The organism is uncultured Stenotrophomonas sp. (assembly GCF_913778665.1).
In the GTDB taxonomy this organism is placed as follows: Bacteria; Pseudomonadota; Gammaproteobacteria; order Xanthomonadales; family Xanthomonadaceae; genus Stenotrophomonas.
On record NZ_CAJYVQ010000014.1, the window covers coordinates 88,896 to 105,324 of the forward strand.

Annotated in this window: 11 protein-coding genes and 1 riboswitch; of the genes, 3 read left to right on the forward strand and 8 right to left on the reverse strand. The window is 66.4% G+C overall.

What is annotated here, in order from left to right:
- Positions 1 to 41 precede the first annotated feature (41 nt).
- Complete coding sequence (locus QZ853_RS20425; RefSeq protein WP_295579757.1) at positions 42 to 293, forward strand: GlsB/YeaQ/YmgE family stress response membrane protein; 252 nt, start codon at positions 42 to 44, stop codon at positions 291 to 293.
- A gap of 72 nt (positions 294 to 365) precedes the next feature.
- On the opposite strand, the gene xth is transcribed toward QZ853_RS20425, so the two are convergent.
- The 4 genes from xth to QZ853_RS20445 all read right to left on the reverse strand — a co-directional run bounded on the left by xth (position 366) and on the right by QZ853_RS20445 (position 6,097).
- Positions 366 to 1,133, reverse strand: coding sequence for an exodeoxyribonuclease III (xth, locus tag QZ853_RS20430; protein ID WP_295579761.1), 768 nt, complete (start codon positions 1,131 to 1,133; stop codon positions 366 to 368).
- Positions 1,134 to 1,303: 170 nt separating this feature from the next.
- Positions 1,304 to 2,713, reverse strand: a complete 1,410-nt coding sequence (locus QZ853_RS20435; protein WP_295579765.1) for a coniferyl aldehyde dehydrogenase — start codon at positions 2,711 to 2,713, stop codon at positions 1,304 to 1,306.
- A 196-nt stretch (positions 2,714 to 2,909) separates the two neighbouring features.
- Positions 2,910 to 4,571 carry an MFS transporter gene (locus QZ853_RS20440; protein ID WP_295579768.1) on the reverse strand — a complete coding sequence of 554 codons (1,662 nt, stop codon included), beginning with the start codon at positions 4,569 to 4,571 and terminating at the stop codon, positions 2,910 to 2,912.
- Positions 4,572 to 4,669: 98 nt separating this feature from the next.
- The gene (locus QZ853_RS20445; protein ID WP_295579779.1) at positions 4,670 to 6,097 is read right to left on the reverse strand and encodes a DcaP family trimeric outer membrane transporter; all 1,428 of its coding nucleotides are present in this window, start codon (positions 6,095 to 6,097) and stop codon (positions 4,670 to 4,672) included.
- A gap of 244 nt (positions 6,098 to 6,341) precedes the next feature.
- Between QZ853_RS20445 and acs the strand changes: the two genes are divergently transcribed.
- Positions 6,342 to 8,285: an acetate--CoA ligase gene (gene acs, locus QZ853_RS20450; protein WP_295579792.1), complete on the forward strand. Its 1,944-nt coding sequence runs from the start codon at positions 6,342 to 6,344 to the stop codon at positions 8,283 to 8,285.
- An 80-nt stretch (positions 8,286 to 8,365) separates the two neighbouring features.
- Positions 8,366 to 9,031, forward strand: a complete 666-nt coding sequence (locus QZ853_RS20455) for a response regulator transcription factor (RefSeq protein WP_005411662.1) — start codon at positions 8,366 to 8,368, stop codon at positions 9,029 to 9,031.
- On the opposite strand, the gene QZ853_RS20460 is transcribed toward QZ853_RS20455, so the two are convergent.
- The 4 genes from QZ853_RS20460 to QZ853_RS20475 form a co-directional block, all read right to left on the reverse strand.
- Positions 8,919 to 9,578, reverse strand: a complete 660-nt coding sequence (locus tag QZ853_RS20460) for a transposase (protein ID WP_345777924.1) — start codon at positions 9,576 to 9,578, stop codon at positions 8,919 to 8,921. The genes QZ853_RS20455 and QZ853_RS20460 overlap by 113 nt on opposite strands.
- 114 nt (positions 9,579 to 9,692) lie before the next feature.
- Complete coding sequence (locus QZ853_RS20465) at positions 9,693 to 10,268, reverse strand: manganese efflux pump MntP family protein (protein WP_295579804.1); 576 nt, start codon at positions 10,266 to 10,268, stop codon at positions 9,693 to 9,695.
- 88 nt (positions 10,269 to 10,356) lie between these two features.
- A riboswitch (yybP-ykoY riboswitch) is annotated at positions 10,357 to 10,446 on the reverse strand.
- A gap of 139 nt (positions 10,447 to 10,585) precedes the next feature.
- Positions 10,586 to 14,044, reverse strand: coding sequence for a PAS domain-containing hybrid sensor histidine kinase/response regulator (locus tag QZ853_RS20470; RefSeq protein ID WP_295579831.1), 3,459 nt, complete (start codon positions 14,042 to 14,044; stop codon positions 10,586 to 10,588).
- 151 nt (positions 14,045 to 14,195) lie between these two features.
- On the reverse strand, positions 14,196 to 16,343 hold the full coding sequence (locus QZ853_RS20475; protein WP_295579834.1) for a S46 family peptidase: 2,148 nt from the start codon (positions 16,341 to 16,343) through the stop codon (positions 14,196 to 14,198).
- Between the last annotated feature and the right edge of the window lie 86 nt (positions 16,344 to 16,429).

Below are 16,429 nucleotides of genomic sequence, written 5' to 3' on the forward strand. Positions count from 1 at the left end.
TGCGCGTCAACTGGTCACCGTTTCCCACCGGAGGTTCGATCATGGGCATCATCATCTGGCTGATCGTCGGCGGCATCGTAGGCTGGCTGGCCAGCATCATCATGAAGCGCGATGCCCAGCAGGGCATCATCCTCAACATCGTTGTGGGCATCGTCGGCGCGCTGATTTCCGGCTGGCTGTTCGGCGGCGGCATCAACGAAGCGATCACCATCCGCACGTTCCTGTTCTCGCTGATCGGTGCGGTCATCCTGCTGGCGATCGTCAACCTGTTCACCCGCAAGAGCCTACGGTGATCTGAGGGTCGTGCCGGCCGCTGGCCGGCAGTCGTTCCACAACGGGCCCGGCGATTGCCGGGCCCCGTTCGTTCAAGCCAACTCCACCCACGCCGGCGCATGGTCGCTCGGGCGTTCCCAGGTGCGCGGCTCGCGGTCGATGCCCGACGCCACTGCGCTGGGCTTCAGCGCATCGGAGACCAGGGTCAGGTCGATGCGCAGGCCGAGATTGCGGCGGAAGCCGGCCGCGCGGTAATCCCACCAGCTGAACACACCCGCTTCGTCGTTGTGCAGGCGGAAGCCATCGTGCAGGCCCAGCTGCAGCAGCTGGGTGAGTGCGCCGCGCTCGGCGGTGGAGGTGAGGATGTGGTTTTCATTCCACACCGCCGGATCGTGCACGTCGCGCGCGTCCGGGGCGATATTGAAGTCGCCCATGACGATCAGCTTCGGGTGACGCTGCAGTTCTTCGGCGATCCAGGCGTGCACCGCCTCCAGCCAGCGCAGCTTGTAGTCGTACTTGTCGGTGCCGATGTCCTGGCCGTTGACCACGTACAGGTTGATCACCCGCAGGTCGCCGAAGGTACCGGCGATGACGCGCTTCTGCTCGTCCTCGAAGCCGGGGATGCCGAGCTGCACGTCCTGCGCCGGCTCACGCGACAGCAGCGCCACGCCGTTGTAGGTCTTCTGGCCGGCGAACACGCTGCGGTAACCCGCGGCGATCAGCGCCGAATCGGGGAACTTGTGGTCCTCCAGCTTGGTTTCCTGGATGCCGACGATGTCCGGGCCGAACGCCTTGAGCCACTGCTCCAGGTGCGGCAGGCGGACATTGAGCGAATTGACGTTCCACGAGGCGATCTTCATGCGGGCATTCTACCCGGGTGGCCGGGATGGGGGTCGGCCCGGATTCCCGTGTAGAACCGAGCCCACGCTCGGCTGCATTGATCGGGCACCCAGCCAAGAGCCGCCGAGCGTGGGCTCGGCTCTACAGAAGAATCGGGCCCTGGTTCAGTAGAGCCACGCCATGCGTGGCTTCACCGCAACAGGAACCGCAACACCCCCGCAATCTTCGAATACGGCGGCCGCAGCCGGTCACTGGCCGCCCAGCGCGACTGCCACAGCACCGGCAGCCGCTTGCTCATCGCATCGAACCCGGCCCGGCCGTGGTACGCGCCCATGCCGCTGGCCCCTACCCCGCCGAACGGCAGGCCATCGGCGGCGAAGTGCAGCAGCGTGTCATTCACCGTCACCCCACCGGCCACCACTTGGCCGAGGATGCGCTCCACCGTCGCCGTGTCGTGGCTGAAGGGATACAGCGCCAGCGGCCGGTCGCGGGACAGCACGTCGGCCAGCGCCGCCTCCAGGTCCGGGTAGGCCCGCACCGGCAGGATCGGTCCGAAGATCTCCTCGCGCATCAGGTCCAGGTCATCCGGCGGGTCCAGCACCACGGTCGGCACCAGCAGGCGCTCGCGGTCGGCGCGCGCCTCATCCACCTGCGCCAGCGGGATGACCGGCACGCCGCGTTCGCGCGCCTGCGCCAGATAGCCCCGCAGGCGCCGGTACTGGCCTTCGTTGATGATGCGCGTGTAGTCATCGGCATCACTGAAATCGCCGTAGCGCTCGCGTACCTGCTGCTGCAGCGCCTGCACGAACTCGCGCTGGCGCGCGGTGTCGATCAGCACGTAGTCCGGCGCAATGCAGGTCTGCCCGGCGTTGAACCACTTGCCGGTGGCCAGCCGCGCGGCGGCTTTGTCCAGCGGGAAATCGCGGCAGACGATGGCCGGCGACTTGCCGCCCAGTTCCAGCGTGACCGGCACCAGATGCTCGGCTGCCGCTGCCATCACCTTGCGGCCCACGGCCGTCGAGCCGGTGAACAGCAGATGGTCCAGCGGCAGCGAGGACACTGCCGCCGCCACATCCGCCCCACCCTGCACCACCGCCACCCGATCGGGCGGGAACACGCCGGCCAGCAGATCGGCCAGGAACGCGCTGGTGCGCGGGGTGTGCTCGGAGGGTTTCAGCAGCACGTGGTTGCCGGCGGCAATAGCCGTGGCCAGCGGCACCAGCGCCAACGTGACCGGGTAGTTCCAGGGCGAGATCACCCCGACCACCCCCAGCGGCGTCGGCCGCAGCTGCGCGCGCGCCGGCCACAACTTCCAGCCGGCCGATGCCCGCTGCGGCTTCGACCAGCGCCGCAGGTGGCGGCGCAGGTGGTCGATGGCCGACAACACGCTCATGCCATCGGCCAGTTTCGATTCAACGTGGGCGCGATGGCCGAAGTCCTCGGCGATGGCCAGGGCCATTTCATCCAGGCGTGCCTTCAGCGCTTCGCGCAGGCGGCGCAGGTCGGCCTCGCGCTGGTCGAGCGAGGGGCGCTGCGACTGCCAGGCATTGCGCAGGGTGTGCAGGAGGGCGGGAAGGTCAGCGGGGCTGAGGGTGGTCATGGGCCGACTATACGGGGTGCCGCGCCATGTAACGGTGGAGCCGGCTGCTCTTGGCGGGACATCTGGAAACCCCGCGCTGCGCGCGATAGTCGACTCTACCCCGCCTCATTTACCGCATTCCCACAAACAGAAAGGCCGTGGTCTGCACCACGGCCCCTGAAACCCGGTGGGTGCCGACCGTTGGTCGGCACACTGGTTACTTGGTGATATCCACGTCCTTGGTCTCGCGCAGGAACAGGCCGCCGATCACCACCGACATCAGCGCGATGATGATGGGGTACCACAGGCCGTAGTACAGGTTGCCGGTACCGGCCACCAGCGCGAACGAGATGGCCGGCAGGAAGCCGCCGAACCAGCCGTTGCCGATGTGGTACGGCAGCGACATCGAGGTGTAGCGGATGCGGGTCGGGAACAGTTCGACCAGGTAGGCGGCGATCGGGCCGTAGACCATGGTCACGTACAGCACCAGCAACCACAGCATGAACACCGTGCCGGCGATGTTGATGCGTGCGCCATCCGCCTTGGCCGGGTAGCCGGCGGTGGTCAGGGCGGTCTTCAGTTCCGCACCGAACGCATCGGCCTTGGCCTTGCCTTCTTCCTTGGTCAGGCCGGCGGCTTCATACGAAGTCACGCTGGCGCTGCCCACGTTCACCATCGCCAGCGAACCGGCGGCGGCGGGCTGCACGTCGTACGGCACGCCGGCCTTGGTCAGCGCGGCCGTGGCCACGTCGCAGGAACTGGTGAACTTGCGCAGGCCGACCGGATCGAACTGGAACGAGCAGGTGTTCGGATCGGCCACGACCAGCGCCGGCGAGGACGCACGTGCCTCTTCGATGGCCGGGTTGGCGAAGTGGGTCAAGCCCTTGAAGATCGGGATGTAGGTGACGGCGGCCAGCAGGCAGCCGGCCAGGATGATCTTCTTGCGGCCGATACGGTCGGACAGCCAGCCGAAGAAGATGAAGAACGGCACGCCCAGCGCCAGCGCCGCAGCAATCAGCAGATAGGAGGTGGTCGCGTCGACCTTCAGCATGCTGCTCAGGAAGAACAGCGCGTAGAACTGGCCGCCGTACCAGACAACCGCCTGGCCAGCCGCAGCACCGAGCAGAACCAGCAGCATCAGCTTCAGGTTGCCCCCCTTCAGGCTGTCACGGAACGGCGTCTTGGAACCCTTGCCTTCCGACTTCATCTGCTGGAACAGCGGCGATTCGCTCAGCTGCAGGCGGATCCACACCGAGATGCCCAGCAGCAGGATCGAGACCAGGAACGGGATGCGCCAACCCCAGGCTTCGAAGGCTTCGTTGCCGAGGAAGTAGCGGCAGGCCAGGATGATCAGCAGCGACATGAACAGACCGAGCGTGGCGGTGCACTGGATGAAGCTGGTGTACAGGCCGCGCTTGTCGTCCGGCGCGTGCTCGGCCACGTAGGTGGCCGCACCACCGTACTCGCCGCCCATTGCCAGGCCCTGGGCCAGGCGCAGCACGATCAGGATCACCGGAGCGGCAAAACCGATCGTGGCGTAGTTGGGCAGCACACCGACCAGGAAGGTCGAGATGCCCATGATCAGGATCGTGACCAGGAACGTGTACTTGCGGCCGATGCGGTCGCCAAGGCTGCCGAAGAACGCCGCGCCGAACGGGCGCACGAAGAAGCCGGCGGCGAACGCCAGCAGGGCGAAGATCATGCCCGTGGTTTCATTGACGCCACTGAAGAACTGCTTGGCGATGATGGCCGCGAGCGAGCCGTACAGGAAGAAGTCATACCACTCGAACACCGTGCCGAGGCTCGAGGCGAAGATGACCTTCTTGTGGCCCTTGGTCAGGGTGCCCGCTTTGTGTGCGGTGCTGGGTGTGCTGGACATGGGACGCTTTCCCTCTGTGGATGCCGACCAGGGTCGGTGGGTGCCGAACGTTGGTCGGCACTGAATTCGGTAGGTGCCGGCTGTTGGCCGGCACGCTCTTAGAAGCTGTACTTCGTGGTGAACTGCAACCGGGTGATATCACCCTTGTTGCCGTTCTCGACTTCGCGACGGCCGTACATCAGCTCCGCACCGATATCGACCTTGGGCAGCGGCGAGTAGAAGATGTTGCCGCGGATGCTCTGCACGCTCTTGGTCACCAGCGGGCCGAGCACGCTGTCGTTGTCGTAGTCGCTGCGCGCGTAGATCAGGTTGGTGCGCAGCTTCGGCGAGAACGCATGCCGCCAGCCCACGTAGCCGGCAAGCACGCCGGTCGGGTTGAGCTCGTCGCGGGCCACGTCATAGGCGGTGTCTGCGGTGATGCCCAGGCCGATGTAGCGGGCGATGCCTTCGCCGCCGGTCAGCTGGTAGTGCAGCGAATCGCTGTCACCCATCACCCACTTGCCGCCCAGGGTCAGGCCGCCGGCCACCTTGTCGGCCTTGGCGCCGGTGGCCTGGTTGTCGACCTTCAGCTGGCGGACGATGCCGCCGACGCCGAAGTTGCCCCAGTCGCCCTTCCAGCCATAGCGCATGGTCAGATCGGGCAGGCTGCCACGGTCGGAGTTGGCACTGGCGTTGGTCCATGCCCCGGTGAGCGGGTTGCGGGTACCGGTGAGGGTGGTGGTTTCCGGGTTTTCCAGCGCGACGCTGAAGCCGCCCTGGGTGTAACGCACCTGCGCCTGGCGCACGAAGATCACGCCGTCGGTCGGGCCAACGAAGTCGACCGCTTCAGGCAATGCGGCCGCGTCCATGAAGTTGGACCAGGTCTGGCCGGCCAGCCAGTTGTTCCAGTACATGTAGGCATGGCGCAGGGTCACGCCATAGGTGTTGGTGGCGGTCTGGTTGCCCAGCGAGTTGCCGAAGAAGTCCATCTCGAAGAACGCGCCGGCCTTGTTGCCCGATTCGCTCACATTGTCGATGCCCAGGTTGAAGCGCGAGAACTTGGCGTGGGCATTGAAGTCGGTGCCCGAACGCTTGCCGCTGCCACCGGCGCCTTCCACTGGGGTCTGGCCCGGCAGGTACAGCGCACGGCCGGTGGCGTCGTCGGCCAGCTGGCCATCGCTGGTCTGGGTGGCCAGGAAGTCGGCCTTGATGAAGCCGCCGATCTTGACCGTGGTGCCCGGCGCGGCACCCGGGGTGATGGTGGTGACCTGGATCGGCTGCTTGCCGGCCGGAACCTGTGCGACCGGTTTCTGCTCGGCCTGCACCGTGCGGACTTCGGTTACGGCCTGCTGGGTCTGGCTGATCTGGGTCTGTTGTTGTTGCTGCGACGACAGCAGCAGCTGGACCTGGCGTTCCAGTTCGGCAACGCGTGCTTCCAGCGCCTTCTCTTTGGCGGTCTCTGCGAACGCCATGCCCGGTGCGACCAGGGCGACCAACAGGCAGGCCGCCAAAGGTTTGCGCACGGCTTTCAACGTACGGTGGCTCATGTTGCCCTCTCTCCCAAGTGGCAAGGTGATGCCGCGCGTGGGGCACGGTCGAGCCGAGACTGCGGGGCGTTTATGTATAGCGGTATTCGCCATTGGTCGAAGCCGGGCCTGCATGGCGCCCACTTTCGACCATGGTCTAAGCACGGTGGTGACGCGGCAGGGGGTTGATGGGGCAAACTGAGGGGAATCGGTCGCCGCGATGCTGCGACCGCACATACAAAGTCAACGTGCAAGTGAGGGTGCCATGGCTGATATCTACCCCGTCGATCCGCAGTTCGCCGCCAAGGCACGCATCGACAGGACGTCCTACCAACAGCAGTACCAGGCTTCGGTGACCGACCCGGAGGGTTTCTGGGGCAAGGCCGCCGAGCGACTGGACTGGATGCGCAAGCCGACGAAGATCAAGAACGTCAGCTACGACCTGTCCGACTTCCACATCAAGTGGTTCGAGGATGGCGAGCTCAATGCCAGCGTGAACTGCCTGGATCGCCAGCTGGAAAAGCGCGGTGACAAGACCGCGCTGCTGTTCGAGCCGGACAGCCCGGATGCACCGGCCCAGCACGTGACCTATCGCGAGCTGTACGAGCGCACCTGCCGCCTCGGCAATGCGCTGCGCAACCTTGGCGTGAAGAAGGGTGACCGGGTCACCATCTACCTGCCGATGATCGTCGACGCCGCAGTGGCCATGCTGGCCTGTGCACGCATCGGTGCGATCCACTCGGTAGTGTTCGGGGGCTTTGCGCCGAACTCGATCGCCGACCGCGTCAGCGACTGCCAGAGCAAGCTGATCATCACCGCCGACGAAGGTCTGCGTGGTGGCCGGAAGATCCCGCTGAAGGCCAACGTCGATGCCGCGCTGAAGCTGCCCGGTACCAATACCGTGGAAACCGTGCTGGTGGTGCGCCACACCGGCGGTGCGGTGGACATGCAGGCCCCGCGCGACCGCTGGTTCCACGACGTGGTGGACAGCCAGCCGTCCAGCTGTGAGCCGGAGCGCATGAACGCGGAAGATCCGCTGTTCATCCTCTACACCTCCGGTTCCACCGGCAAGCCCAAGGGCGTGCTGCACACCACCGGTGGCTACCTGCTGTACGCGGCCTACACCCATGAAGCGGTGTTCGACCTGCGCGAGGACGACATCTACTGGTGCACCGCCGATGTGGGCTGGGTCACCGGCCACAGCTACATCGTGTACGGCCCGCTGGCCAACGGCGCGACCTCGCTGATGTTCGAAGGCGTGCCGAACTACCCGGACACCTCGCGCTTCTGGAACGTCATCGACAAGCACAAGGTCAGCATCTTCTACACTGCCCCGACCGCCATCCGTGCACTGATGCGCGAGGGCGAGGAGCCGGTGAAGAAGACCTCGCGCGCGTCGCTGCGCCTGCTCGGCAGCGTCGGCGAGCCGATCAATCCGGAAGCTTGGCGCTGGTACTACGAAGTGGTCGGCGACAGCCGCTGCCCGATCGTCGATACCTGGTGGCAGACCGAGACCGGCGGCATCCTGATCTCGCCGCTGGCCGGTGCGATGGATCTTAAGCCGGGTTCGGCCACCCTGCCCTTCTTCGGCGTGCAGCCGGCGCTGGTCAATGCCGATGGCGAGATCCAGGACGGCCCGACCGAGGGCAACCTGATCATCCGTGATTCCTGGCCGGGCCAGATGCGCACGGTGTACGGCGACCACCAGCGCTTCATCGATACCTATTTCCGCACCTACCCGGGCAGCTACTTCACCGGCGACGGTTGCCGCCGCGACGAAGACGGCTACTACTGGATCACCGGCCGCGTCGACGACGTGATCAATGTCTCCGGCCACCGCATCGGCACTGCCGAAGTGGAAAGCGCGCTGGTTTCGCACCCGAAGGTGGCCGAAGCCGCCGTGGTCGGTTTCCCGCACGACGTGAAGGGCCAAGGCATCTACGCCTATGTGACCCTGGTGGCCGAAGAGGCCCCGAGCGACGAGCTGCAGAAGGAACTGGTCGCCTGGGTGCGCAAGGAGATCGGTCCGATCGCCACGCCGGACCACCTGCAGTGGGCGCCAGGCCTGCCCAAGACCCGATCAGGCAAGATCATGCGCCGCATCCTGCGCAAAATCGCCGAGAACGCGCCGGACCAGCTCGGTGACACCTCGACCCTGGCCGATCCGTCGGTGGTGGCGTCGCTGGTGGACGAGCGCAAGGTGCGCTGAGGTACGACCCGGGGTCGGATCTCTTTCCGCAGGGAAAGGGCTCCGGCCCCACCTGCTTTCCCCCACGGTTCCCCCCGACCATGACCACCCTCCTGATTGCCGATGACCACCCGCTGTTCCGCGAAGCCCTGCGCGGCGCCGTGCAGCGGGTCATCCCCGGCGTGCAGCTGTTCGAGGCCGACAGTGTGGAAGCGCTGTACGCGCTGGCCGACCAGCACAATGACGCTGACCTGGTCCTGATGGATCTCAACATGCCCGGTGCGCAGGGTTTCAACGCACTGGTGCACATGCGCTCGCTGCACCCGCACCTGCCGGTGGTGGTGGTCTCCGCGCGCGAAGAGGCGACGGTGATGCGACGCGCGCTCGACCACGGCGCGCTGGGCTTCATTCCGAAGTCGGCCGACTCGGACACCATAGGCCATGCACTGGGTACCATCCTCGACGGCGAGACCTGGGCACCGCCGGAAGCGCACAACGTGCCGCCGACCGAACGCGAGGAACGCGAAGTCGGCCAGCGCCTGCGCGAGCTGACCCCGCAGCAGTTCCGCGTACTGCAGATGCTGGGGGCTGGCCGCTTGAACAAGCAGATCGCCTACGACCTCAACGTCTCCGAAGCGACAATCAAGGCCCACGTCACCGCCATCCTGCGCAAGCTGGGCGTAACCAACCGCACCCAGGCCGTGCTGATGGCCGGCAAGCTGGCGATCGACGACGACGCCATCGTGCTGCCGCCGGAAGAAGATTGACCGTGACGGACTGCGGAGCCGAGCATGGGCATCTCATGATGCCCTTGTAGAGCCGAGCCCCCGCTCGGCTGCTCTTCGTCTGAAGGCCACACCAGTCCCGCAGAGGCCACCTGCTCCAGGCGTGGGGATATTCGCCGAGACAGTTGGCCAAGCCAGCACGCACTGGATTGGCCACGATGTACATCGCCTGCGCGCGCAGGCCGTCATCAGTGCGCAACGCATGGTCGTAGTACCCCAGCTGCCAGATCGGCGCGTTCGCATCAACGCGCGTGGCGATGGATCTTCCACTCCTGGACTTCAGGATCTGCATGCAGCCGGCCAGCGTGCCGCTACGCAACCCGATCAACCAATGCAGGTGGTCCGGCATGATCACCCAGGCAAGGGAGAAGGTGCGACCAGTCCGCTCGACTATGCGCAGCGCTTCGATCAGAAGATCGACGTTGGCCTTGTCACTGAACCAGGAACGACGCGCATGCGTCGCCGTGGTGAGCGCATCGACATTGCCGGTATGCGGCCAACGACCATAGCGGAGTGCGGGACTGGCGATGCGAAGAGGCTATGGAGCGCATGACAGCCTCTCCATCAGTGCAACACTGCAATGCTCGTCAGCCAACACCCTGATGTAGAGCCGAGCATGGGCTCGGCTCTACAGGAACAGGTGTTACCCCACGCCGTGCAGGTGTTCGTACAGGATCGTCGCACCGATGATCACCAGGATCACGCCACCGATGATCTCGGCGCGCTTGCCGACCATGCTGCCCAGCACGCGGCCGAGCATGATGCCGACGGTGACCATGGTCAGCGTGCACAGGCCGATGACCGCGGCCATCACGCCGATATGCACGTCCATGAAGGCCAGGCCGATACCCACCGCCATCGCATCGATGCTGGTGGCGAAACCGGTCAACGCCAGCTTCCAGAAGCCGTGGTGCTGCGAAGGGTCTTCGTCTTCCTCCGCACTGTCCGGGCGCAGGCCGTTGTAGATCATGTGGATGCCCAGCGCGCCGAGCAGGCCGAAGGCAATCCAGTGGTCGAAGGCTTCGACGTACTGCAGCGCGGCGCGGCCGAGCAGCCAGCCGATGACGGGCGTGATCGCCTCGATGACGCCGAAGATGATGCCGGCACGCAGTGCATCGCGGAACACCGGCTTGCGCATGGCCGCACCCTTGCCGATCGCCGCAGCGAAGGCATCGGTGGACATGGCAAAGCCGATCAGGAGGATCGAAAGAGGGGACATGGGCGGATGCTGAGGTCGGGCTAGGACGGACGCACGGCCTGCGCTCGCGCCCAACCTGACGTTGCGCGCGCGGGCCGCTGGTCTCGCCAACCATCATGGTTGTCCACGCCACGGCGCACTGGCCGAGTATGTTGACGTGGACGATTCCTGCGAAGGAATCCGGCTACTCCCCAAGGGGACGCGAAGCTTAGCATCGCGATCCGCGCGTGGCGCATTTCCAGCGAAACGCGCAGGCAGGGCTGGTTTGTATAGCGATGGCTATATCAACGCCGCGCTGCGGGCGGGAGCCGAGCGTTGGCTCGGCTCTACAGTTGCCATCAGGCATCGCTGTTGCCTGCATCGCGCAGCGCGCCCAGGAAGGCGCGCAGTGAAGCCGGCTTGATCGGCTTGGTCAGCACGCGGTAGCCACGCTCGCGTGCCGTCCGCTTCAGCTCGTCGCGGCCATCGGCGGTCAGCAGCGCGCCCGGCAGCGGGTAGCCGGCCGCTTCACGCAGTGCCACCAGCGCGTCCAGGCCATCCATCCGGTCGTGCAGGTGGTAATCGACCAGCATCACCTGTGGGCGCTCGGCCACTTTCTCCAACGCCTGATCCACCGTCGATGCAGTGATCACCTGCACCTGCCAACGGCCGAGCAGCGCACGCATGCCGTCGAGGATTTCCTCGTCGTTGTCCACGCACAGCACGCGCAGCCCCGCCAGCGAATCGCTGCGTACCAGTGCGGCCACCGCCTGCACCGGCGTGGCCAGTTCGGTGTAACCCGGCAACGGCGCCACACGCGGCAGGATGATCGAGAACATCGATCCACTGCCCACCCGGCTGCGCGCATTGAGGCGATGGTCGAGCAGGCGCGAGATGCGCTGGCAGATCGACAAACCCAGCCCCAGGCCCTGCTCGCCCCAGTCGAACGGCTGCTGGTAGCGATGGAACTCATCGAAGATCTGACGCATGTGGTGCTCGGGAATGCCGGGGCCGGTATCCCACACCTGCAGTTCCACTTCGTCACCGCGATGGCGTACCGCCAGCACGATGCGCCCCTGCCGTGTGTAGCGCAGCGCGTTGGCCAGGAAGTTCTGCAGCACGCGGCGCAGCAGGCGGCGATCGCTGCGTACCCACGCCGGACGCGCGAACAGGTCCAGGCGCAGGCCACGGCCCGCGGCGACCGGCGTGTACTGTGCAGCCAGTTCGCGCATCAGTGCACTGACGTCGAACTCGCCGATCACCGGATGCAGGCCGCCCGCATCCAGCCGCGATACATCCAGCAGGCCATCGAGCAGTTCCTCCGCCGCACGCAACGACGCGTCCACGCGCTCGGCCAGGTGCTTCTGCTCGTCGCTCACGTGGTCGCTGTCACGCAATGCCGAGGCAAACAACCGCGCGGCATTCAACGGCTGCAGCACGTCGTGGCTGATCGCGGCCAGGAAGCGGGTCTTCGACTGCTGTGCGACCTCGGCCTCGTGCGAGCGCTCGGCTACGCGCTGCTCCAGCGTCTCGTTGGCTTCAAGCAACGCCTTTTCCGCATGCTTGTAGTCGGTGATGTCATTGTAGCTGGTCACGTAGCCGCCACCGGGCAGCGCCTGGCCTCGCATCTCGATCACCTTGCCATCGCTGCGCGTGCGTTCGAACACATGCGGCGAGCCGGCACGCATGTAGCCGATGCGACGGTTGATCTGGATTTCGATATCGCCTTCGCCCAGCTCACCGCGCTCGGCGTTGTAACGGATCAGGTCGGCCACCGGGCGGCCCACGTAGAGCATGCCGTCGGGGTAGCCGAACATGTCCTGGTAGCGGCGGTTCCAGGCCGTCAGGCGCATGTCAGGATCGACCACGCTGACCCCGGCACTGATGTTCTCCAGCGTGGTCGACAGGATCTCGCGGTTGAAGCGCAGCTCCTGCCCGGCTTCGTCCAGCACTGCCACCACTTCGCCCAGGTCCATGCCCGAGCCACGCAGCAGGCTGGTCAGCAGCAGGCGTGCGGACGCCGCGCCGATCGACGCGGCCAGCAGGCGTTCGGTGAACTGCACCCACGGGCGGTCTGCAGGCGCGGAGGATTGCAGTTCACGGCCCAGCGACTGCGCCTGCTCGAAGAACGAACGCCGCGCATGACGTTCGCCGACCACGCGGGAGGCCAGTGCCAGCAGGTCGCCCACATGCACATGACCGGGCCAGCCACCGGCCACCGACGGGCGCTCGGCATACGGGTCGAGGAACGGCGCGGCGCGCAGCCGCTCGTCCACACCGGGGCGCCAGCGCGCGGACACCAGCATCATCGTCGCCGCGTTGACCAGCAGCGACCAGAACGTGCCGTGGGTCAGCGGATCCCAGCCGGTCATGCCGAACAGCTGCTGCGGACGCAGCCACTCGATGCCGAACGGACCGTGCTGCACCCAGGCGGCATCAACCCAGCCGGCCATGGTCATCGCCGGCAGCAGCAGTGTGTACAGCCATGTCGCGAAGCCGAGCAGCATGCCCATCTCGACGCCACGGCGGCTGGCGCCGCGCCAGTACAGGCCACCGATCAGGCCCGGCGCGAACTGCGCCACCGCCGCGAACGCCATCAGCCCATATGACGCCAGCGTGCTGTCGTTGCTGCTGGTGCGGTAGTAGCTGTAGGCCATCAGCGCCAGCAGCAGGATCGCCAGGCGTCGGATCCACAGGACGCGCGAGGCGACATCGGCCGCTTCCTGGTGGTCGCCACTGCGGCGCAGCAGCACCGGCATCACCAGATCGTTGCTGACCATGGTCGCCAGTGCGATGGAGGACACGATGACCATGCCGGTGGCGGCCGAGAAACCGCCCACATAGGCGATCAGTGCCAGCGCGTTGCGGCCTTCGGCCAGCGGCAGCGCCAGCACCATGGAGTCATCGGCAACGCTGCCGCCGGTGCCGAACAGGGTCACGCCCGCGGTGGCGATCGGCAGCACCATCGCCGAGATCAGCACCAGGTAGCCGCCGAACATCCAGCGCGCGCGGCGTACGTCGCGCACGTCGCCACATTCGACCACCGCCACGTGGAACTGGCGCGGCAGGCAGATGATGGCCAGGAAGCTGAGGAGCGTCTGCGAGATGAAGCCGACCGGCGGCAGGCCGGTGAACAGCGTATGCACCGACTCGACCACCGCATCGGTACGGTTGCTCAGCCACAGGTAGGCGAACACGCCCACGGCGAGCATCGCCAGCAGCTTGATCACCGATTCGAAGGCGATCGCCAGCATCATCCCGTGGTGGTGCTCGGTGGCATCGACCTGGCGGGTGCCGAACAGCGTGGCGAACAATGCCATCAGCAGCGCCACGTACAGCGCGGGGTCGCTGAAGTACCCGGTCGGGCCGGTGTTGCCGGTGAGAACCTGCAGGCTCATCGCCACGGCTTTGTACTGCAGGGCCAGGTACGGAATGATGCCGATCAGCGCGATGATCGCGACCAGCGCGGCCAACCGCCGCGAGCGGCCGAAGCGCGAGGAGATGAAATCGGCGATGGACACCACGTTCTGGCTGCGCGCGATCAGCGCCAGGCGCTCGATGATGCGCCAGCCGAACAACAGCAGCAGCAACGGACCGATATAGATGGGCAGGTAGCCGATACCGTTGCGCACGGCGGTACCCACCGCGCCGTAGAAGGTCCACGACGAGCAGTAAACAGCCAGCGCCAGGCTGTAGACCACCGGCCGCAGCCAGGGCCGGTCGGGATACATCGGCCGACGGTCGCCCCACCACGCCACGCCGAACAGCAGCGCAGCATAGGCAACCGAGACCAGCAGCAGGATCCAACTGGAGACCACGCGTGTGTTTCCGTCGGAGGAACCCGCAGTGTAGGCCAGGCGTGGCCGGGTGTACGGGCTCCTTGGGGGCAACCACCCCCACCAAGGTGGGGGCCCACAATCATCTGGCCCTCATCGAGGCGAGAGCCTGCAATCCGTGCTCGAACCGGCCTTATTCCGCCGGTACGCCCATTTCCTTCAGCAGTTCGGGTGCCGGGTAGACCTTGGCCAGCAGCCAGCGCAGGTAGCGCATGTCCACGTGCACGGCGCGCTTGTAGCGCGGGTCGAACCACCAGCTGGCGCTGACCGATTCCCAGTTGCTGTCGAAGTTCAGGCCGATCAGTTCGCCCTTGGCGTTGAGCACCGGCGAGCCGGAGTTGCCGCCGGTGGTATCCAGGTTGGTCAGGAAGTTGACCGTCTGGGTCTTCAGCGCCGGGTCGGCGGTGCTGCCGAAATCGCCCTTGGCGATCGCCGCCAGCAACGGCTTGGGTGCATCGAACGGATAGGCGTTGGTGTTCTTCTCGACGATGCCAGCCACTGTGGTCACCGGCGAGTAGGTCACGCCGTCGCGCGGGTGCAGTGCCTCGACCTTGCCGTAGCTGATGCGCAGGGTGCGGTTGGCATCCGGGTACACCGCGCGGCCCTGCTTGGCACGCCAGGCGAACAGTGCCTGCATGTAGGCCGGGCGCAGGCGCAGCTGCTCGCCTTCGCGGGTCTTGCTCTCGTTCTCGATGCGCAGCTGCGCGGCCACCAGCGGGCCAGCCACGGCGATCAGCGGATCGGCCGCCAGCGCCTTGCCTTCGCGGGCGGCAGCAAAGCGCGACAGGCGCTGTGCCTCGTCACCCAGCTGGGTGCCGGCGTAAAGGGTATCCAGTGCCTTGGCCAGCTGCGCCGGGGTACGGCCGAAGGCCGTGTCGAACTCGGCCACGCGCTGCGCATCCGGCAGCTGCTGGTAGCGGGTCAGCAGGGTGGTCAGCAGGGCCTTCTCGACTTCCGGCGCGTAGCGGCGTTGGACCTGCTTGAGCACGCCTTCAATCATCGCCTGGTCACGCTGCTGGTAGCCGCTCTCGCGCTGCGCGTCCGGCTTGGCCGATTCGATGCGCAGGCGCTCCAGCAGCAGTGCCGAGCGCAGCAGCTGGCTCTGCATCGCCATCTGATCCAGCAGCAGGTCACGTTCGCCCACCGCCGCGCCCTGCGACAGGTTGGCCAGCAGCGCCTTGATGTCGGCCTGGTACTTGCGGTCGGTCGCGGCCAGCATGGCCTTCTCGTCGGCGGCACGCTGGGCCTTGGCATCGCTGCGCAGCAGGCCTTCCAGCTCGCCGGCGGCGCGCTTGCGGTTGTTCTTCAGCGATTGCAGCTGCGAGGCATAGCGGGTACGTGCCTGCGCATCCTTGGCGCTGGCGGCTTCGATGGTATCGATCATCTGCTGGAACACCGATACGCGTCGCGGCAGCACGGCATCGATCTGGCCGGCGAACTCGGCCGCGGTGCGGTGGCGGTAGGTGATGCCCGGGTAACCGGCCAGCATCGCGTAGTCGCCTTCCTTCGGGCCTTCCACCGACATCTGCAGGTGCGCCGGCGCCTGGTAGGGCACGTTGTCCTTGCTGTAGGCAGCCGGCTTGCCGTCCTTGCCGACGTAGGCGCGCAGCAGGGTGAAGTCACCGGTGTGGCGCGGCCACATGAAGTTGTCGATCTCGTCGCCGTAGTTGCCGATCGCGCGCGGCGGGGCATACACCAGGCGCACGTCGCTCAGTTCCAGCTGCGCGATACGGTAGAAGTCGGTGCCGTAGTACATGTTGGCCACCGAGCAGCGCACGCTGCCGTCCTTCTCGCACTCGGCCACGATCTGCTTGCTGGCCGCATCCACCGCATCGAAGTAGGCGCGGCCGGTCTTGCCGCGGGCCTGCGCCAGCACCTGGTCGGTCACCTTGTCGAAGCCGACGGTGACCAGCACGCGGAAGTCCGGATTGGCCGGGCGCTCATCGGCGCGCCCCTGGGCGATGAAGCCGTTGTCGATCAGGTTGTGCTCGGGCGAGCTGTTGTACTGGATCACGCCCATCGCCACGTGATGGTTGGTCAGCAGCAGGCCGTCGGCGGACACGAACGAACCGGTGCCACCACCGGCGCGCACCACCGCGCTCAGTGGCGGCGCGGTGACGTTGGCCAGGTCGGCCGGATTGCCCTTGAAGCCGGCAGCCTGCAGCGGCTTGGCCAACTCCGGCAGCTGGGTCGGCATCCACATGCCTTCATCGGCATGTGCGCCGGCGGCGAGGGTCAGGCCCAGGGCCAGGGCGGTGGGAAGGGCTTTGCGTGGTGACATGAGGCAATCCGGTACGACAGAACAGCCCGGGACCATAGCCGCTGGGGCCCGGCGGGGCAACGGCCGATGGTTGGGGGTGGGGATTG